Origin of the sequence: Alteromonas sp. KUL49 (genome assembly GCF_006538345.1) — a bacterium.
GTDB lineage: Bacteria > Pseudomonadota > Gammaproteobacteria > Enterobacterales > Alteromonadaceae > Alteromonas.
Genome location: NZ_BJKL01000005.1, coordinates 126,187 through 146,653 on the forward strand (window position 1 = coordinate 126,187; position 20,467 = coordinate 146,653).

20 protein-coding genes are annotated in these 20,467 nt (G+C 45.9%); all 20 read left to right on the forward strand.

What is annotated here, in order from left to right; genetic code table 11:
* Positions 1-37: 37 nt before the first annotated feature.
* Complete coding sequence (gene fliH / locus EYS00_RS10305) at positions 38-820, forward strand: flagellar assembly protein FliH (protein ID WP_130636472.1); 783 nt, start codon at positions 38-40, stop codon at positions 818-820.
* Positions 813-2,147, forward strand: coding sequence for a flagellar protein export ATPase FliI (fliI, locus tag EYS00_RS10310; protein ID WP_130636473.1), 1,335 nt, complete (start codon positions 813-815; stop codon positions 2,145-2,147). The genes fliH and fliI overlap by 8 nt, the downstream gene beginning before the upstream one ends.
* Positions 2,147-2,596, forward strand: coding sequence for a flagellar export protein FliJ (gene fliJ / locus EYS00_RS10315; protein ID WP_130636474.1), 450 nt, complete (start codon positions 2,147-2,149; stop codon positions 2,594-2,596). Before fliI ends, fliJ begins: the two co-directional genes overlap by 1 nt.
* 192 nt (positions 2,597-2,788) lie before the next feature.
* The gene (locus EYS00_RS10320) at positions 2,789-5,047 is read left to right on the forward strand and encodes a flagellar hook-length control protein FliK (RefSeq protein WP_130636475.1); all 2,259 of its coding nucleotides are present in this window, start codon (positions 2,789-2,791) and stop codon (positions 5,045-5,047) included.
* A gap of 118 nt (positions 5,048-5,165) precedes the next feature.
* On the forward strand, positions 5,166-5,690 hold the full coding sequence (fliL, locus tag EYS00_RS10325) for a flagellar basal body-associated protein FliL (RefSeq protein ID WP_130636476.1): 525 nt from the start codon (positions 5,166-5,168) through the stop codon (positions 5,688-5,690).
* A 12-nt stretch (positions 5,691-5,702) separates the two neighbouring features.
* Complete coding sequence (fliM, locus tag EYS00_RS10330) at positions 5,703-6,761, forward strand: flagellar motor switch protein FliM (protein ID WP_130636477.1); 1,059 nt, start codon at positions 5,703-5,705, stop codon at positions 6,759-6,761.
* Positions 6,762-6,773: 12 nt separating this feature from the next.
* Positions 6,774-7,181 (forward strand): flagellar motor switch protein FliN, encoded by a 408-nt coding sequence (fliN, locus tag EYS00_RS10335; protein WP_130636478.1) that lies wholly within the window; start codon positions 6,774-6,776, stop codon positions 7,179-7,181.
* Positions 7,182-7,209: 28 nt separating this feature from the next.
* Positions 7,210-7,626, forward strand: coding sequence for a flagellar biosynthetic protein FliO (gene fliO, locus EYS00_RS10340; RefSeq protein ID WP_130636671.1), 417 nt, complete (start codon positions 7,210-7,212; stop codon positions 7,624-7,626).
* Entirely contained in the window at positions 7,619-8,377 is a 759-nt protein-coding gene (fliP, locus tag EYS00_RS10345; protein ID WP_130636479.1) for a flagellar type III secretion system pore protein FliP, read from the forward strand. The genes fliO and fliP overlap by 8 nt, the downstream gene beginning before the upstream one ends.
* Before the next feature lie 9 nt (positions 8,378-8,386).
* Complete coding sequence (fliQ, locus tag EYS00_RS10350; RefSeq protein ID WP_130636480.1) at positions 8,387-8,656, forward strand: flagellar biosynthesis protein FliQ; 270 nt, start codon at positions 8,387-8,389, stop codon at positions 8,654-8,656.
* Positions 8,657-9,442: a flagellar biosynthetic protein FliR gene (gene fliR / locus EYS00_RS10355; protein WP_130636481.1), complete on the forward strand. Its 786-nt coding sequence runs from the start codon at positions 8,657-8,659 to the stop codon at positions 9,440-9,442.
* A gap of 35 nt (positions 9,443-9,477) precedes the next feature.
* A complete protein-coding gene (flhB, locus tag EYS00_RS10360) occupies positions 9,478-10,605 on the forward strand; it encodes a flagellar biosynthesis protein FlhB (protein ID WP_130636482.1) in 1,128 nt (375 codons plus the stop codon).
* Between the two features lie 115 nt (positions 10,606-10,720).
* Positions 10,721-12,820 carry a flagellar biosynthesis protein FlhA gene (gene flhA, locus EYS00_RS10365; RefSeq protein WP_130636483.1) on the forward strand — a complete coding sequence of 700 codons (2,100 nt, stop codon included), beginning with the start codon at positions 10,721-10,723 and terminating at the stop codon, positions 12,818-12,820.
* Between the two features lie 30 nt (positions 12,821-12,850).
* The gene (gene flhF, locus EYS00_RS10370; RefSeq protein WP_130636484.1) at positions 12,851-14,233 is read left to right on the forward strand and encodes a flagellar biosynthesis protein FlhF; all 1,383 of its coding nucleotides are present in this window, start codon (positions 12,851-12,853) and stop codon (positions 14,231-14,233) included.
* The gene (locus tag EYS00_RS10375) at positions 14,230-15,090 is read left to right on the forward strand and encodes a MinD/ParA family protein (protein WP_130636485.1); all 861 of its coding nucleotides are present in this window, start codon (positions 14,230-14,232) and stop codon (positions 15,088-15,090) included. Before flhF ends, EYS00_RS10375 begins: the two co-directional genes overlap by 4 nt.
* A gap of 2 nt (positions 15,091-15,092) precedes the next feature.
* On the forward strand, positions 15,093-15,827 hold the full coding sequence (locus EYS00_RS10380) for an RNA polymerase sigma factor FliA (protein WP_130636486.1): 735 nt from the start codon (positions 15,093-15,095) through the stop codon (positions 15,825-15,827).
* Between the two features lie 35 nt (positions 15,828-15,862).
* Positions 15,863-16,246: a chemotaxis response regulator CheY gene (cheY, locus tag EYS00_RS10385; RefSeq protein WP_130636487.1), complete on the forward strand. Its 384-nt coding sequence runs from the start codon at positions 15,863-15,865 to the stop codon at positions 16,244-16,246.
* Between the two features lie 34 nt (positions 16,247-16,280).
* A complete protein-coding gene (locus EYS00_RS10390; protein ID WP_130636488.1) occupies positions 16,281-17,042 on the forward strand; it encodes a protein phosphatase CheZ in 762 nt (253 codons plus the stop codon).
* Between the two features lie 12 nt (positions 17,043-17,054).
* The gene (locus EYS00_RS10395; RefSeq protein ID WP_130636489.1) at positions 17,055-19,274 is read left to right on the forward strand and encodes a chemotaxis protein CheA; all 2,220 of its coding nucleotides are present in this window, start codon (positions 17,055-17,057) and stop codon (positions 19,272-19,274) included.
* A 30-nt stretch (positions 19,275-19,304) separates the two neighbouring features.
* Entirely contained in the window at positions 19,305-20,438 is a 1,134-nt protein-coding gene (locus EYS00_RS10400) for a chemotaxis response regulator protein-glutamate methylesterase (protein ID WP_130636490.1), read from the forward strand.
* Positions 20,439-20,467 lie beyond the last annotated feature (29 nt).

The following is a 20,467-nucleotide window of genomic DNA, read 5'->3' on the forward strand; positions in this document are numbered from 1 at the left end:
ATCGCTCATAGGTATAGGCTGAGTTGAGGTAGCCATTATGTCTTCAAATTCAGGGTTTAACGACCAAGAGCTACAAGATGCTGAGTCATGGGACATTCCAATGGTGGAAGATCCCAAGCTATCTGTCGATGATGGCAAAACCAATGCGTTTAAAATGCGCTCTGAGTGGAAATACGAACCACCAGAAGAAGAAATAGAAATACTTCCTCCCACGGCTGAAGAAATCGAAGCTATCCGCCAGGCTGCTAGAGATGAAGGTTATGCTGAGGGTAAACAACAGGGGTTGGAAGAAGGTAAAGCTGAGGGTATTGAGATTGGCTTGGCCGAAGGCCGAGAGCAGGGCCATACCGAAGGCTTGCAACAAGGATTGGATGAAGGCAAAGCGTTAGTAGACGCACAAGCCACCTTGTGGCAGCAGCTCGCAGAAAAGCTACATCAGCCCCTGTCTCAAGCAAACAGCGTTACTCAAGATCAGTTAGTAAAACTTGCGGTGAGTTTGGCCCGAGGTGTTATTCGCACTGAAGTCGCCACTAACGAACAAGTAATTTATCAAGCGCTGTCTGAAGGGCTAAAAGCACTCCCAATCAACCAAGCTCAGTATCAAATTCATATGAATCCCGACGATGTTGCGCTTGTCACTGAACACTTTGGCGAAGCCACATTGAAAGAAAAACAGTGGCAACTGGTGGACGCACCATCAATGGCGCGAGGAGGTTGCGATATTACTACCGACCAAAATGCGGTGGATGTGTCCATTGAACGTCGAACAAAAGACGTTATCGACCGATTCTTATTAAACCAAGGGCTAGCGGATGACTAGCCCTTGGCATGATCATCTTGCTAGTTTACCGGATCAAGTAACGGCGGGCCCGATTGTGGCCGCGGGCAAACTCGTGAGGGGTATTGGCTTAACGCTTGAAGCTATTGGTTGTCAATTGCCTGTGGGAAGTCAGTGTGTTGTGCAAACCATTGAAGGTGAAATCGAAGCCGAAGTGGTCGGTTTTGGCGGTGATATTACTTACCTTATGCCCACCGAGGCAGTGCGTGGCATAGTGCCTGGAAGTCGAGTGGTGCCATTAAACCGGCACAGCGGACTATCTGTGGGTATGGGGTTGCTGGGTCGAGTGGTCGATGGCAATGGCCAACCCCTCGATGGCTTGGGCGAGATTGCAACCGACGCCCGTGTGCCGACTTCTCGTCCTCCAATTAACCCCCTGGCTCGTCGACAAATATCTCAACCTATGGATGTAGGCGTACGAGCCATCAATGCACTCAATACCGTGGGCGTTGGCCAACGTATGGGGCTATTCGCTGGTAGTGGTGTGGGTAAAAGTGTTCTGCTTGGAATGATGACTCGAGGCGCACAAGCTGATGTGGTTGTTGTGGGGCTGGTGGGTGAACGGGGTCGAGAAGTTAAAGAATTTATTCATGATATTCTCACGGAAGAGGAACGCAAACGCGCTGTGGTTGTAGCTGCGCCAGCAGACACGTCGCCGCTTATGCGACTAAAAGGCTGCGAAACGGCCGTGACTATAGCCGAGTATTTTCGCGATCAAGGTATGAATGTACTCTTGCTCATTGATTCGTTAACACGTTATGCCATGGCACAGCGTGAAATAGCCCTTGCCGTCGGCGAGCCGCCGGCAACCAAAGGCTATCCGCCTTCAGTGTTTGCCCGATTACCTGCACTTGTTGAACGAGCGGGCAACGGCAGTGATAAGCAAGGTTCTATCACAGCGTTTTACACCGTGCTCACTGAAGGTGATGACTTACAAGATCCCATTGCTGATGCGGCTCGAGCAATTTTAGATGGACACGTGGTATTATCGAGGGCACTGGCTGACAGCGGTCACTACCCAGCCATTGATATCGAAGCATCTATAAGCCGCGTAATGCCAATGGTTGTCAGCGATGAGCATATGAATAGCGCCCGTCGAATTCGCCAAGTATATTCCCAGTACAAACAGAACCAAGATCTCATTTCTATTGGTGCATATGCCAAAGGTTCCGACCCTCGCATTGATTTAGCCATTAGGGCCGAGCCAGCCATCAATGCGCTTTTACAGCAGGGTATGAAACAGGTTATTCCTTACGATGAATCTCTTGAGGGTATGGCAGCTCTCGCTAAAGGATTGGGTAACGGATAATGACGCAACAACTTACTCGTTTGCTCGACTTTGAGAAAGAAAAAGAACAAAACATGTTGTTGGTCTTTCAGCAAGCACAGCAGCACGTTAACCAGCAACGGCAAAAACTACAGAGTCTAGAGCAATACCGTGTTGATTACTTGCGGGGTATTAGTCAATCAGGCAAAGAGGGCGTTAAAGCGTCTCACTATCAGCAACACCTTTCCTTTGTAGGAAAACTCGACAAAGCCTGCGAGCAGCAAATGAATGCTATAGCCCAAGCAAAGCTGGCCGCCGACCAACGAAAGTCATTGTGGTTAAAGCAACAACAACGCGTAAAAGCGGTTGAAATGTTGCTCGACAAGATAGCCCAAGCAGCGCAACTAAAAGCAAATAAGCAAGAGCAGGCGCTGTTTGATGAGTTTGCCACCCAAAAATTCTTCCGTGCACAAAAAGGTTTGTTTAACTAACCCGTGTTGGAACACCCTTTGCATTTGTCCTACTGAAATACACGTATTGATACTGTTATTGTGTAATAAGCTACTCAGAAGAATATCTTAATAAAACTGCTAATTGCCTGATTTTTAGCAAGTTAATCTTCTAGGGATACCTCGATTGAGGAGGGGCAGAGTAACAGTATAAGACGCAGGATACCTAGAATTATGCAACAACTTGCCGCCAAGAATACTGACATTGCCGCACTACCTATATCAGTAGCCGATGCTGCTTCGGGCTCATTTACGCAAACTATTGAAAACGGGCAGCAACACCAACCATTACCTGGTGGGCAATCTGAGCCGGCGGGTGATTTCAAAGCAATATACGCACAGGTGTCTGAAGACACAAGTGTGCAAACTTCAGCCCCAAAAGCTGATGAAAATGCGCCGTCAGCAAATGCAGAGCCTAAAAACTCTAAACAGTTGGCTGTAAATCCGGCCCCAAAATACACCAGTGACGGCAATAGTGAGAATGAGCCAGCCCCAACAGCTGGTGATGAAGCTGATATCGTGGCGAGCCCTGATTTAGCCAGAGACGACAATGACGATGTAATCGCTGAAAGCGGGAGTGTTACCCAAGGCGTTGCAAAAGAGAGCAATGAGCCAAAACCACCACGTGACGGCAGAATAGAGCTGCCACCCGAGTATTCAATCCAACCAATAGAGCCTGCGCCGCTTACTGATGACGGTGTGATTACGCAGCAAACACCTGTAGTGAGTGAGGAAGACGGCAGTAGTGCGATAGTGTCTTTGGTTGAGTCTGTTATGCAGCTAGATGACAACCTTACGGCACTGGTCAGTCACAAAGACAATGACAAGGCTACGAATGTGACTGTGGGTAAAATGCCTGAGGAACCGCAGAGCATCTTACCCATCATTCCTGAGCAATTGAGTGATGCCGTTGAAGAGAGCAATCAAGCACTGGAATTAGCATTGGGGGCAGAACTGGTAAGCGACCCTGCTGCGGAAAAAACTATCATCGCATCGCCAGTAGACACTAACCCAGCTGAAGAGCTATTACCCGTTGACGGCAAACCTTTGCCCGAGCGAATGACGATTCAGCCAATAGCACCTCCAGAACATGCGTTTTCTGTAACGCCAGAGTCTGCCGAGAGTGCTTTACTGAGCGCCGAAAATGAAATCAGCAGCGACCTTGGTAAGGCTTCAACAGAGATATCAGAAGATCAAGTTGCCCTTGAAGTGAGTGAAAACCCTCAATCATTGCTCGAACTTGTACAAGCGGTTAAGCAAGAAGGCCTCAATGAAGCAAAAATGCCAGAGTCCTCTGGCGTAAACACTATTGAGCTACTCAGCTCTTTAGAAACTAAAATCAATGATGTCATAAGTGGCGCTTCGGATTCGATATCATCTGAAGAGTTGGCGGCCCTTGAATCGTCACTAACTAGCGAAGAGTCCATGTTGCTTGGCCTCATTCAAGATACATTAAAAACGACTCAAGCGAATACCAGTAAAGAGGCGGCCGTCGCACAACCAAGTACTCCTTCAGTCTCGATTGTAGAAAATGGAAATGGAGCGACTGAATCAACCTTGTTAAATACAGCCGAGGATATGTTTTCAGTACTTGCTGATATGTCCCCTGAAACTGCACAAAAAGCAACGACAGCATTTGCCGACCGAATTGTTGCATTAATGCCAAATGCTAACGCTCAGCAGCAACAAGCCGTAAAGGCCAACGTAGTAAATGCGCTGAATGAATTTCAGCAACAGGTAGCGCAAGGTCGAGAGCCGGGGATTGATGTGAGTAGCATGATTGCCGACGCGATGAGTGAGGCCAATATGCCCCCATCCACAACCCAATCAGTGTTAGCACAGCTAGATACACAAGTGGGCGCCTTTATGCAGTTGGTGAATCAAAGCCAATCTGCGGCGTATCAGACTGCGCAACATGGCATGTCTCAAGCGGAGTCCTTAATTTCGGAAAACAACCAAGTGCGTTCTGAATCATCGCGGGCACAACAACAATTTGATGGAATGGATAAACCCGTCAATGTACTCAAACCAGAAGGTCAAACCCAACTCAGCGAAAAAATACGTTGGATGGTGAATGCCAGAAATGCCATGGCTGAGATTCGCTTAGATCCACCTGAATTGGGAAGCATGCAGGTAAGAGTTAATGTATCTGGAGAGGCGGCTACCGTAAACTTTGTTGTTCAGTCTCAGCACGCTAAAGATGCCCTAGCTGACACTATGCCTAAATTAAGAGAAATGTTGCAAGAGCAGGGGATTTCTCTGGGTGAGTCTACCGTACAACAAGACTCTCGGTCTCAATCAAATGGTGATGAAGGGCAACAATTCGCTGGTGGCTCAACAGGTAATGGTGACATTGAGCAAGACGAAGACACGCGAGTTATCGAGCAATCGATTAATTTAAATACAGAAGGCGGAATCGATTTTTATGCTTAATGTTGATGGCTTTGTAAACAGATAGTATCGGTCATCGTAAATTTTAGGCCTCATGGCATTGCCATTTAGTGCCGTTAACCGATAATACAAGCCAATACAGTGAACGCATGGATTAGACATGGCTGAAGAAGAATTACAGATAGAAGAAGGTGGTAAGAAAGGCAATATGATGCTGATCATCATAATTGCTGTGGTGGTGATTGTAGGCGGTGCCGCTGCGTACTTCTTCTTGTTTGCAGGCGGTGATGAGCCTGCGGCCGAGCAGTTAGAACAAACGGAAGAAGCTGCTGCCGCTGAAGCGCCAGCTGCGAACGCTGATGTTGGAACGGCCCTCTATGTGGCTATGCCTAGACCTTTTGTGTTCAATGTTCCTGGGTCGGGCAGAGATCGCCTAGTACAAATTAAAGTACAGCTTTTAGTGCGTGGTTCCGATAACGAAGAGTTAGCGAAAACACATATCCCACTCATTGAGGGAACGCTGTTACAGGTGTTTAGTACCGCGAACGCAGATGACTTAGTGACCGAAGCTGGAAAAATTGAGCTACGAGAGCAATCTGTGTCAGAAGTACAACGTGTTTTACAAGATATCGTAGGCAGTGAAGTGGTTGAGCGAGTGTTGTTCACCGGCTTCGTTATGCAATAACAGGTAGATGTTGTGAGCGATTTATTATCTCAAGACGAAATCGATGCCCTCTTACACGGGGTAGACGATGTAGAAGAAGAAGACGTAAGTAGTGACGAAGTTGACGCTTCGGCACTAGAGTACGATTTCTCTTCTCAGGACCGAATTGTTCGTGGGCGTATGCCTACACTTGAGATCGTGAACGAACGTTTTGCACGACATATGCGTGTTAGCTTGTTCAACATGATGCGCCGCTCTGCAGAGGTGTCGATTAACGGCATTCAGATGATCAAGTTCGGTGAGTACATACATACGCTTTTTGTCCCGACGAGTCTGAACATGGTGCGTTTCAGACCACTAAAAGGGACAGGCCTAATTACCATGGAAGCGCGATTAGTCTTTATTCTCGTAGATAACTTTTTTGGTGGGGACGGTCGTTACCACGCCAAAATTGAAGGTAGGGAATTTACGCCAACAGAGCGTCGTATTATTCAAATGCTGCTTAAAATAATCTTTGAAGATTACAAAGAAGCATGGGCGCCAGTGATGGATGTATCTTTTGAGTATCTTGACTCAGAAGTAAACCCTGCCATGGCGAATATTGTAAGCCCGACTGAAGTAGTGGTTATAAGTTCGTTTCATATTGAATTGGATGGTGGTGGTGGTGACTTCCACGTATCTCTACCATACTCCATGTTGGAGCCCATACGCGAACTACTCGATGCTGGTGTACAGAGCGACAAAGAAGATACAGATTTACGTTGGAGTAAGGCGCTTCGCGATGAAATTATGGACGTTAAAGTGGCATTGACCACCCATATGCTCGATGTTGATGTGCCACTTAAAGACGTGATGGAATTTAATGCAGGGGACATTATTCCGGTAGAAATGCCAGAAACAATCACCGTGTTAATTGAAGAACTGCCGACCTTCCGCGCTAAGCTAGGCCGTTCAAGAGATAATTTAGCGCTGCAAATTGTAGAGAAGATCTCTCGACCTACGTCAGTGAAATCAGAATTGCAGCTATTAACCCGTGGCGGACGCATCATAGATAACGATGCCGAGCTACAAATACTTGAAGAAGATTTGTAAGAGGAGTTGCCCATGAGCGAAGAAGACGGTATGGACGATTGGGCTGCCGCAATGGCGGAGCAGGCAGAATCTGAAGCTGAGGACGAGGCGGGCGGTGAAGACGTTCAGGTTGCGCCTTTAGAAGAGCTGTCAGATGACGCTCCCATAACCCAGGAAGAAAAGAAGAAGCTGGATACCATATTGGATATTCCAGTGACGATTTCGATGGAAGTTGGCCGTAGCCAAATAAGCATTCGTAACTTGCTGCAATTGAACCAGGGTTCCGTTGTTGAATTAGACCGAGTTGCCGGTGAACCACTTGATGTACTTGTAAATGGCACGTTGATTGCTCATGGAGAAGTAGTAGTGGTCAACGACAAGTTCGGAATTCGGTTAACGGATGTTATTAGTCAAATCGAAAGAATCAAAAAACTCAGATAAATTGCCTTATCTATTAAGGGGTTGCGCTCTGCTGCCCCTTTTCATCTCTCCAATCGCAAACGCACAAAGTACACAATCGATCACTAATCCAATGTCGGTAGTGTCAATTTTTCTTTCTTTGTTACTCGTTGTCGGAATTATTTTCGCGCTGGCTTATGTAATGCGTCGATTTAATGTCACTGGTGGTAGTAATGGCCATCTTCAGGTAGTGGCTAGCATGATGGCGGGAACCAAAGAAAAAGTTATGGTTATTCAAGTTGGTGAAGAACAACACCTGATTGGCGTGACCGGCAATAACATCTCCCACCTCAGTAAACTTGAGAATAATCTTTCTACCGCGCCTGTGGGTGAAACCCCCAGTGCTGCCCAGTTCAAGAACAAGTTAGCTGCTGCAATGGCTGGCAAGCTCAATCCTGCCATTAAAAAAGGACCAGATCATGACTAAGCTCTTGTCAAAAGGCCTTGTGATATTCATCACTCTTTTGTTTGCAGATGTGGCTAGTGCACAGCAAGGTATTTCTGCGGTAACGGTAACCACTAACCCCAGTGGTGGGCAAGAGTATTCAATGACGCTACAAGCGCTGTTTATTATGACAGCACTGAGTTTGATACCTGCGTTTATCATGATGATGACCTCTTTTACCCGCATTATTGTTGTGTTGTCTATTTTGCGTCAGGCCATCGGTCTTCAACAGTCGCCGTCAAACCAAATTCTTATTGGTGTTAGTTTATTTTTGTCGATGTTTATCATGGCGCCAGTTTTCGAAGAAGTAAATCAGCGAGCTTTGCAACCTTACCTTGCTGAGGAAATGACTAGTTTGGAAGCGGTAGAGCAAGCCAAAGGGCCTATGCGAGCCTTTATGCTCTCACAAACCCGAGTTAAAGATCTCGAAACTTTTGTGCGTATCGCAGGTGATGAGGGCAAGTATCAAGACACCAATGAAGTGCCACTGACTATTTTGATACCGGCTTTTGTCACCAGTGAATTAAAAACCGCTTTCCAGATAGGCTTTATGTTATTTATTCCGTTTCTGATCATTGATTTAGTCGTAGCGTCTATTCTGATGGCAATGGGTATGATGATGCTTTCCCCAATGATCGTCTCGCTACCTTTTAAACTGATGCTTTTCGTTCTAGTCGATGGTTGGAACTTAATTTTTGGCACACTCGCTACGAGTTTTGGAATGGGTGTGTAGGAGGCAACTATGTCACCAGAAGTTTTTGTCGAGATTCTTAGAGAAGCCATGTTTATGGTCATCATCTTAGTTTCTGCCGTGATCGTCCCTAGCTTAATAGTGGGGCTAGTAGTGGCTGTGTTTCAGGCTGCCACTTCTATTAACGAACAAACTATGAGTTTTCTTCCTCGTCTTATCGTGACCTTGTTAGCCTTGAGTTGGGGCGGGAACTGGCTAGTACAAAAGATTATGGATTTTACTTTCAACATGGTCGACTTGATTCCGCAAGTTGTTGGATAAATGGTTTTCGAACTCGCTGTCATCAATCAATTTTTAGCTGACATGATGCTGCCTTTCATGCGCATCAGTGGGTTATTTGCAGCTATGATTGGGTTGAGTGCCCGCTCCATTCCCACGCCTATTCGTAGTCTGCTGGCAGTCATGTTGACACTCGTTATCATTCCTCTAGTGCCTCCAGTACCCGTTAATAGTCTTGTCGATGTGGGTACCTTTGTCATTGTTATTCAGCAGATTGTGATTGGTGTAGGGATTGGGTTTATTTCCATGATGGTACTGAACACCTTTGTGTTAGCAGGGCAAGTTATTGCAATGCAAACTGGTTTGGGGTTTGCGTCGATTGTTGATCCGGTGAATGGGATTAACGTGCCAGCCGTGGGGCAGTTTTATCTTATACTCGCTACATTGTTGTTTTGGGCGTTTGACGGCCACCTGTCAATGATTCAAATGATTGTGATGAGTTTCGAGGCATTCCCTATTGCTGAAGCTTGGTGGACAGGGGAGCAATTCAAATCAATCGCTCATTGGGCGGGTTGGATGTTTGTTTCTGCGGTTACGCTCTCGCTTGCGCCAATTGTTTCACTACTGATTGTGAATCTTGCGTTTGGTGTAATGACAAAAGCGTCACCTCAGCTAAATATTTTCAGTATCGGCTTTTCTATTGCGCAGGTTATGGGGCTTCTTATTATTTGGATCACCCTAGACAACTTTATTGCGCACTACGAGTCTCAATGGACACGTGCCGAGCAATTTATGTGCGAATTACTTCGAATTTGTCCTACGCCTTAGCGCAATGACTAACGTCACGATCAGCGAGTAGAAAGATGGCAGAAGATACCCACGAAAAAACGGAAGAACCCACGGGGAAAAAGATTGAGGATGCCCGAAAAAAAGGGCAGATAGCGCGATCCCGTGAACTGTCGACTGCTCTTGTTCTGATTGCCAGCGCAATAATGTTTTTAATGATGGGGGGCTGGATTGCTGAGTCCGTTTATAGAGTAACACAGCGAATGTTTATTCTGTCCCGTGATGAAACTTATGACATAACACATATGTTTGCAGCTTGGGGAGAGGCAATTAGTGCAATGAGTGGCCCCGTCGTCGCTTTTATGCTCGTGACTATGATTGCGGGCATTTACGGGTCTATTGCCATCGGTGGTTATAATTTTACTTGGGAATCGGTCAAGCCCAAAGGGAGTAAAATGAACCCCCTCAGTGGGATGAAACGGATTTTTGGCATTAACGGTTTGGTGGAGTTGATTAAGTCCATAGCAAAGTTTTTCGTCATTGCTGGTATGGGAGTCATCGCTTTACTTTACTTCAAAGACGAGGCCCTTCACTTAGATCTAGAGCTTTACCCTCGTAACCTTTTTCATGCCTTTGACATGATTGAATGGGCGTTTTTGTTGCTTGTATGCGGAATGATCCCAATCACCATTATCGATATCCCGTATCAGATATACAAACACAACAAAGAAATGAAAATGACCAAACAAGAGGTCAAAGACGAACGCAAGAATGCCGAAGGCGACCCTATGGTAAAAGGTCGTATCCGTAAACTTCAATATCAAGCCGCCGCTAAACGTATGATGCAAGAAGTACCCAAAGCTGATGTTGTTGTAACCAACCCTACGCATTACTCCGTTGCCATAAAATATGAAGACAGTGGTAACAGAGCACCTGTCGTTGTGGCGAAAGGAACCGATGAACTTGCTATGCATATTCGAAAAATTGCGACGGCGAATGATGTTCCACTCATACCATCCCCCATGCTGGCCCGTGCGATTTACTACTCAACTGAAGTTGATGACGAAGTGCCAAATGGCCTATTTATGGCAGTAGCACAGGTATTGGCTCACGTTTATCAGTTGAAAGCCTACCGCGCTGGTAAGGGTAAGCGACCCAAGCCGCTAGAGCGCAACCTTCCCATACCAGAAGAACTTCGTCGATAAGCCATAAACAGAGGTGACTTGAGCCAGCGTCAAAACAAAGCTGGCACGCTAGTTGATACATATCGATAGCAGCGCTTTAAAAGCGTCAATTTTTCGATAGAGAGACACACTTACGATGCAGTTAGCCGGTTATTTTCAACGCTTCGATAAGAATCAAATACAGCAATTTACTAACGGATTGGGTGCTCCCGTTGTTCTTTTAGCTATTATGGGTATGGTCATCCTACCCATGCCTCCGTTCTTACTAGACGTGCTGTTTAGTTTCAATATTGCTTTGTCTCTGGTCATTATCTTGGTCGCCGTTTTTACTCAGAAACCCGTAGACTTTGGTATTTTCCCACTCGTTCTATTGATTGCGACGGTTTTACGACTCGCGCTAAATGTAGCATCCACTCGTGTAGTTTTACTTTATGGCCATGAGGGTGGTGACGCCGCAGGTAAAGTCATTGAAGCCTTCGGTGAAGTGGTTATCGGCGGCAACTACGCGGTGGGTGTAGTTGTGTTCGCTATCTTGCTCATCATTAACTTTAAAGTAGTTACCGCAGGTGCTGGAAGAATTTCTGAAGTGAGCGCTCGCTTTACGTTGGATGCTATGCCAGGTAAGCAGATGGCAATAGATGCTGACTTGAATGCAGGGTATATAGACCAAGATGAAGCTCGTAAGCGCAGGGAAGAAATCACTGCAGAAGCTGACTTTTATGGCTCAATGGATGGTGCGTCAAAATTTGTTAAAGGCGATGCCGTAGCAGGCTTGTTCATCATGTTAATCAACATTGTCGGTGGCTTGTTCATCGGTATGATTCAACATGGTTTAACCTTTGGTAATGCGATAGAGGTTTATACCATTCTTACGATTGGTGATGGCTTGGTGGCTCAAATTCCATCACTACTACTGTCTGTGGCAACGGCGATTATTGTTACCCGTGAAAACGAAACCCAAGAAATGGGTAAAGAAATTCAAACACAACTAGGTAACAGTCAGGCTTTATATATTGCTGCTGGTGTGTTGTTTGTTATGGGTATCATTCCCGGAATGCCTCACATTGCGTTCTTAGGATTTTCAGCGCTTATTGCTGGATATGCCTACTGGCAAGATTACAAAGCGAAGAAGCTGGCACAGCAACCACCTGTTCCCGCCAATGTTGAAGCGCAAGAAACTACACCACCCGAGGCTAAAGAGCTTGGTTGGGACGACGTTCAGCAAGTTGATACCATCGGTCTTGAAGTGGGTTACCGTCTTATCCCACTGGTGGATAAATCCCAAGGCGGTGAACTTCTTACTCGCATAAAAGGCGTACGTAAAAAACTGTCTCAAGAACTTGGATTTCTTATTCCGCCGGTGCACATTCGCGACAATTTAGATTTAGAACCTAATACCTACACAATAGCCATGTTGGGCGTCAATATTGGCGATGCACAAATCAGCCATGATGAAGAATTGGCAATCAACCCCGGTCAGGTATTCGGTAAGCTAGAAGGGCGAGCAACTAAAGATCCAGCGTTTGGTTTAGATGCTATTTGGATCAAACCCGCCAAGCGCGAGCACGCCCAAACTCTTGGGTATACTGTAGTAGACGCCGCAACAGTTGTTGCTACCCATCTGAGTCAATTACTCACCAACAATGCCTATCAACTACTAGGTCATGAAGAAACTCAGCAGCTTCTTGATATGTTGGCTAAACACAACCCCAAGTTGGTTGAAGGCTTGGTACCAGACATACTTCAACTGAGCACAGTGGTAAAAGTATTACAAACCCTCCTATTTGAAGGGGTGCCAATAAGAGACATGCGTACGATTGTACAGACGCTAAGTGAATACGGCCCCCGTTCTCAAGACCCTGATGTTCTAGTATCTGCTGTTCGTATAGCGCTTAAACGCCTGATTGTTCAAGAAATAACCGTCGGTGCAAAAGAGATCCCTGTCATAACCTTGGCACCAGAGTTGGAACAGATGTTGCACCAGTCACTCCAAGCAGGTGGAGAAGACGGCGCGGGTATTGAACCTGGTTTAGCAGACAAGCTTCAGCAATCATTGCAGCAAGCAAGTCAACAGCAAGAGCTCGAAGGTGAGCCGGCAGTATTGCTGACCTCAGGTATGTTAAGGCCTGTGCTATCACGCTTCTTGAAATATTCTGTCGCTGGATTGCATGTCTTGTCTTATCAAGAAGTGCCAGATGACAAACAGATAAAGATTGTAAGCTCAGTGGGTCAATAAACTGACACTGAAGCTACCTAAGGGGTTACTATGAAAATCAGACGATTCTTCGGTAAAGACATGCGTGAAGCACTAAGTCAGGTTAAAGCTGAATTAGGCAGTGATGCAGTTATTATGTCTAATCGCAAAGTTGCCGACGGTATCGAACTAGTTGCCGCCTACGACAAAGAGCCTGAAGCAAAGCTTTCGGTGAAGAAACCTGCCGCTGCGAAGAAAGACCCTGCAGTTCCGTCACTAAGCGAAATCATAGGTGATGATGGACCCGACAGTTTAAAAGCCCTGCTTGAAAAACAGCACGGAGAGCAAAATCGACAAGAACCGAATGCGGCGGTAAAAAACAAAAACGTTCAACATGCCAATGACATTGCACAACATCTCGATTTTTCTGATGCGTTCATCGAAGAATCAAGTCAGCAACATGAACCTGTTTCTGCTGTGCAACATCAGCATCAGGCATCAGGTATGGCTAGCACCGAAACTACCTCCAGTGACGAATTGACAAATATCAAAGAAGAACTGGCGTCATTAAGAAGCGTGTTGCAGCATCAAGTAGCCGACTTGATGGAAGCAAAACAACGTCGTAAAAAGCCTGTACATCACTTTTTGACCAAGCGATTGGTCGCCATGGGGCTCTCAGAAAGCCTCGCCTCTCAGCTTATTAATTATACGCCTTCACACTATAATGAGCGCGAAGCATGGATTTATCTTCTAAACCTATTGGCTAATCGCATTAATGTCACGGGTAACGATATACTTACGCAAAAAGGGGCTGTTGCATTAGTTGGACCGACGGGAACTGGAAAAACCACGACCGTTGCTAAACTTGCAGCAAGATATGCTCAAAAGTACGGTGCTGAGTCGGTGGCAATGATCACTATAGATACCTACAGAATTGCTGCCTTTGAACAGCTAGCGACCTACGGAAAAATTATTGGTTGTACTGTGAGAAAAGCGCAAAGTAGTGAGGAATTAGCAGATTTATTGTTCCAGCTCAGACATAAGCGTCTAATATTAATAGATACTGCAGGTTTTAGTCAGCGAGATAGCCGATTAATTAAACAAATCAAGCAGTTTGATAATGGCCAAATGCAGCCTGTGAAAAAATATCTTGTGGCACAAGCGAACACGCAATATGCGACTTTAGAGCGAATTATTGCCGCTTATGAAGAGATTAATTTAGATGGCTGTATTTTTACAAAGCTAGATGAATGCTACTCTCTAGGAGAGATCATTAGCGCCGCAGTGACTTATCAGTTGCCTGTAAGTTATGTGACTGATGGACAAAAAGTTCCAGAGGACATTAAGGTAGCTGAAGCAAAATCTATAGTATCTGCTGCAGCAAAGCTTTATAAAAAGTATGGATTGAATCATACTAGTAGTAATGATGTGGTAAATTCAGCACGAGCAGTATGATTGACGACCAAGCGAGTAGCTTACGAAAAATGAAGCAATCACGGTTAATCAAAGTTATCGCCGTCACCGGAGGAAAGGGTGGCGTAGGTAAAACCAACATTACGTTAAACACGGCCATTGCTATGGCAAAACGTGGTAAACGCGTAATGGTATTAGACGCAGACTTAGGGCTAGCTAACGTAGATGTTATGTTAGGGCTCAGAGTCGAGCGTAATCTTTCTCACGTATTGTCTGGTGAATGTACACTGGACGAAATTCTTGTCACTGGTCCTCACGGTATCAAAATTGCGCCTGCAACCTCAGGTACGCAATCCATGGCGGAACTCACGCCTACTGAGCATGCCGGTCTGATTCGGGCGTTTAGCGAGCTCCGTTCAGAAATTGACGTATTAATTGTCGATACCGCAGCAGGTATCTCTGATATGGTCTTGAGTTTTTCAAGAGCGTCTCAAGACATCATGGTTGTTGTGTGTGATGAACCAACATCACTCACCGATGCTTATGCATTAATTAAACTACTGAATCGAGAGCACGGCGTGTTTAGGTTCAAAGTAGTCGCAAATATGGTGCGTGATGTGCGGGAAGGACAGGAATTATTCAATAAGTTGTCTAAAGTTACTGGTAGATTTCTCGACGTGGCCTTGGAACTTGTTGCAACGATTCCTTTCGATGAAAACATTCGCAGAGCAGTACGCAAGCAAACTGCAATTGTTGATGCATTTCCTGGTTCCCCAGCAGCATTGGCGATATCGCAACTGGCAAATAATGCACTCACTTGGCCAATCCCAGCACAACCTGGGGGGCATTTGGAATTTTTCTTAGAACAACTTGTGTCTGAAAAAGCAGTAGGAAATTAACGTTGAATAGCAAGGCAGCCGCTTATCAACAACAAACTGATAAAGCACAGCTAGTAGAGCGTCATGCTCCGCTGGTGAAGCGCATTGCTCATCACTTAATGGCTAGGCTTCCAGCGAGTGTTATCGTTGATGATTTAATTCAATCAGGCATGATTGGACTGCTAGAAGCTGCGAGAAACTTTGACGGTTCCAAAGGCGCGAGCTTTGAAACCTTCGCAGGTATCCGTATTCGTGGTGCGATGCTTGATGAAATTCGAAAAGGTGATTGGACGCCACGGTCAGTACACAAAAATGGTAGAGCAATCACCGAGGCTATATCTCTCGTCGAGAGCGAAACCGGGGGCGATGCCAGAGACGCCGACATTGCGGCAAAACTCAACGTTAGCTTGCCCGAATACCACCAGATGCTTAATGAAGTAAATGCTGGAAAGCTGGTAGGAATCGAAGATTTAGGTGTATCGGAAGACGTAATTTCCACCGAAAAAAATCGCGGCAGCGATGCACCATTAGAAGATTTGATGCAGGGCGCGTTTCAAAAAGCGTTAGCCCATGCTATTACTACGTTACCCGAGCGGGAAGCGATTGTGCTGTCTTTATACTATGATGAAGAACTGAACCTACGTGAAATAGGTGAAGTACTTGATGTAAGTGAGTCTAGAGTCAGCCAAATTCACAGTCAGGCCATGCTAAAACTCAAATCACGAATGAAGTCTTGGCAGACTGATGAAGACGAATAGAAACTTAGAACGATTAACCCTCACTGGAGGCTATTTTGGATAAAAGCATGAAAATTCTTGTGGTTGATGATTTTTCTACCATGAGACGTATCATCAAAAACCTGCTCAAAGATTTGGGTTTCGCCAATATCCAGGAAGCGGATGACGGCAATACCGCGCTACCTATGCTACAACAAGGCGACTTTGATTTTGTTGTAACCGACTGGAACATGCCGGGTATGCAAGGTATAGATTTGCTTCGTCACATTCGTGCAGATGACAAACTCAAACACCTTCCTGTACTAATGGTTACGGCAGAAGCTAAGAAAGAACAAATCGTAGCAGCGGCGCAAGCTGGTGTTAACGGATATGTTGTTAAACCATTCACGGCAGCTACGCTTAAAGAAAAACTAGATAAGATCTTTGAACGTTTAGGTTGATCCAGGCGCTCCCTAGAAATAAGAGGTTTACTGGATGTCAACAAATGTGAATGTCCCGATTTCGCTTGAAGAGGCTAAGCAATTAGTCGCGTACATGGAAGCGGGTGATAACGCTTCTGCGAACGCTATTCTTGAAGCGGCGTCAATGAAAGAATCTGTCGAGTTATTCGCCGAAGTCGGTAAGTTGACTCGTCAGTTGCATGACGCACTGAACAATTTTCAGCTAGATGAACGTATCGTAAATTTAGCAAACGACGATATTCCTGATGCTCAGTCTCGATTGATGTATGTAATCGAGGAAACTGAGAAAGCAGCGAACACTACGATGGACGCTGTAGAAGCAAGCATGCCGATATCTGAAAACTTGAATTCAAGCATTGATAAAATTATGCCTGAGTGGAAAAAGTTGATGACTAGGCAATTAGAGCTCGGCGAATTTAAGGCCCTGTGCCAAGACTTGGACAAGCTTCTCGAAGATGGTGTTGAACAGTCGTCTAAGTTAACGTCTTTGCTCACTGAAGTTCTTATGGCCCAGGGCTATCAAGATTTAACAGGTCAGGTGATACGCAAAGTTATCGACTTGGTCAAAGAAGTCGAAGACAGTCTTGTTAACATGCTCACCGTATTTGGAGAGCAGGAGTTAATGGGACAAACTAAACCCGCGGCAAAATCTGTCGATAACAAATCGGTTAGTGCAGTAGAAGCGGAAGGCCCCATTATCGACGCTGAGAATCGCGATGATGTTGTATCGGGTCAAGACGATGTTGACGACCTTTTGTCCAGCTTAGGTTTTTAGGGGAGCAGGCGCATGTCTTTTGATGTTGACGAGGATATATTACAGGATTTCCTAGTTGAAGCGGGGGAGATTCTAGAGCAATTACAAGAACAACTCGTTGATCTGGAAAATAACCCTGAAGATGCAGATTTACTTAATGCTATCTTCCGTGGATACCACACGGTAAAAGGTGGAGCGGGTTTTCTATCTCTTACGGAATTAGTTGAAATTTGTCACGGTGCAGAAAACGTTTTTGACGTTATGCGCAACGGGCAAAGGACACTAACACCTGAGCTAATGGACACCATTTTGCAGGCTACTGATGTAGTTGTTGAAATGTTTGAAAATGTCAAAGCTAGAGAGCCATTAGAACCTGCAGATGCCAACCTCGTTGACATTCTACACAAGCTTAGCCATCCAGAAACTCCTGGTGAAAATATTTTCGGTGATGCGGAATCCGCACCTGCTGCAGTAGAAGCTCCGGTGGAAGAAACACCTGCAGATGAAGAGTTTTCGCTCGAGGAACCAGAAGCCGCGCAAGAGAACGGCGGTATTGACGAAATTACCGAAGATGAGTTCGAAGCACTGCTTGACGAACTTCACGGCTCGGGAGCGCCTGGCGCGTCTGCGCCAGCGGCTGCACCAGCACCAGCCTCACCAGCAGACTCTGGTTCAGATGACATTACTGATGAAGAATTTGAAGCATTGTTGGACGATCTTCATGGTAAAGGTAAGTTCGGTGAAGGCGAAGACACGCCTGCACAAACGCCAGCACCAGCGCCTGCGCCAGCCGCAGGCAACGATGACGAAATCACTGACGACGAGTTCGAAGCTCTGCTAGACCAATTGCATGGTTCTGGGCAAGGACCTTCTAAGGCTGCTGAAATTCAAACGCCAACGCAAGCTAAAGAAGTTAGCGTTGACAAAGAAGCAACGGCTGCTGTGAACAAAGCTAAACAAGCTCAGTCAGCACCCGCTAAACCGGCAGCTCCTGCAGCGAAAAAACCTGCAGTACCGGCCAAAAAAGAGTCTCCTGCAGCCAAGAAAGACGATAAAAAGCCGGCGCCTGCTGCTCCTCAAGCGGAAACCACGGTTCGTGTAGATACCAAACGTCTCGATCAAATCATGAATATGGTGGGTGAGTTGGTATTGGTGAGAAACCGCTTGTTGAGCCTTGGTATTAACAGCAATGACGAGAGTATGTCCAAAGCCATTGCTAACCTAGACGTGGTTACCGGTGACTTGCAAGGTGCGGTAATGAAAACCCGTATGCAACCGATCAAAAAAGTGTTCGGTCGTTTTCCTCGGGTTGTTCGAGATCTTGCTAGAAGTCTGAAGAAAGAAATTACCCTTGAGCTTGAAGGGGAAGAGACGGATCTAGATAAAAACCTTGTTGAAGCATTGGCAGATCCGTTAGTTCACTTAGTTCGAAATTCAGTGGACCACGGTGTTGAAATGCCAGATGACCGAGCCGCAGCGGGTAAGCCGCGTATGGGTACGGTTAAACTTTCAGCCTCGCAGGAAGGGGACCACATCCTACTTACCATCGAAGATGATGGTAAAGGGATGGACCCAGAAAAACTAAAAGATATAGCCATTAGTCGTGGTGTTTTAGATGCAGATGCAGCAGCTAGAATGTCAGATGTCGAAGCATTTAACTTGATCTTTGCACCGGGCTTCTCTACCAAAACTGAGATTAGTGATATCTCTGGTCGTGGTGTGGGAATGGACGTTGTAAAAACTAAGATCAATCAGCTCAACGGTTCTGTAAGTATCGATTCTAAATTGGGTAAAGGTACTCGATTAGACATCAAGGTCCCACTCACACTGGCCATCTTACCGACGCTAATGATTGTTGTTGGTAAGCAGACCTTTGCGTTACCCCTTGGCGCGGTTAATGAAATCATCAATATGGATATCAAGAAGACCAACACAGTTGATGGTCAGCTGACAATGATCGTTCGTCAAAAAGCTATCCCATTATTCTTCTTGGGAGAGTGGTTAATTCGCGGCGAGAAAAATATTGATAAAGAGAAGGGCCATGTGGTCGTTGTCCAGATTGGAACGCAACAAGTTGGTTTTGTAGTAGATGCACTTATTGGCCAAGAAGAAGTCGTTATTAAGCCGCTTGATGCGTTGCTACAGGGCACGCCTGGTATGGCGGGAGCAACAATTACTTCTGATGGTGGCATTGCACTTATTCTCGATATTCCAAGTTTACTGAAAAGGTATGCGCGAAAGTCACTTAAGTAAGTGATGAATTAATAAAGGAACATTACATCCATGGTCTATAAAGTCCTGGTCGTGGACGATTCAACATTCTATCGTCGTAGAGTTACGGAAATAATCAACGAAGATAGAGAACTTGAAGTTGTTGGTGAAGCTAGAAATGGGCGAGACGCTATTGAAAAAATAGCGTCGTTGAGACCTGATGTAGTAACAATGGACGTGGAAATGCCTATTATGGATGGTATTTCTGCGGTCCGTGAGATCATGAAGCAATCACCACTTCCCGTGGTAATGTTCTCTTCGCTGACACACCATGGCGCACAAGCTACGTTGGATGCGCTAGAGGCGGGTGCCCTAGATTTTCTACCGAAAAAGTTTGAAGATATTGCGGAGAACCGCAAAGATGCGGCGAGGCTTCTTTGCACAAAAGTGAGATTGATTGCCCGTCGTGGTATTTCAATGCGCAGGGTGGCGCCTAGACCGTCACTATCAACTGCTAAAAGGCTCTCACCCAGTGAACTCTCTCAGCCAATAAGTTCTTCGCCTACTCCAGTTCGAAATACAAGGGTTGCGCCGAGCCAGCCAGTACGACCGTCAGTGGGTTCAAGTAATAAGCATTATAAGTGTTTAGCCATTGGGGCCTCTACGGGCGGGCCAGTCGCACTGCAAAAAGTATTGATGGCGTTGCCATCGAGTTTTCCGTACCCCATTATTCTAGTACAGCATATGCCAGGTACATTTACTCATGCCTTTGCTCAACGACTCGACAATAACTGTCAAATATCCGTTAAAGAAGCTGAGCAGGGGGATGTGCTCAAGGCAGGATGCGCCTATTTGGCGCCAGGCGGAAAACAAATGTTAGTAGAGTCGTCTGGGTCACAAAAGCGGATCAAGATTCTAGAGACCAGTCCATCTGACAAAATCAACTATAAACCTAGTGTTGATTTAACCTTTGGAACCCTCGCAAAAGCGTTTGGTGGGGATGTACTGGGGATTATCTTGACGGGTATGGGCGCTGACGGTAGAGAGGGATGCCGGGTGCTCAAAGGCTTGGGAGCTACAATTTGGGCACAGGATCAGGCATCCTGTGTGGTTTACGGTATGCCACAGGCCGTGGCTTCGGCAAATATATCTACGCGCAGTATTTCATTGGACGAGATTAGCAGCTCTATACTTGCTGAAATGTGATTTACCTTTAGTCAGCGAATAACGTAAAA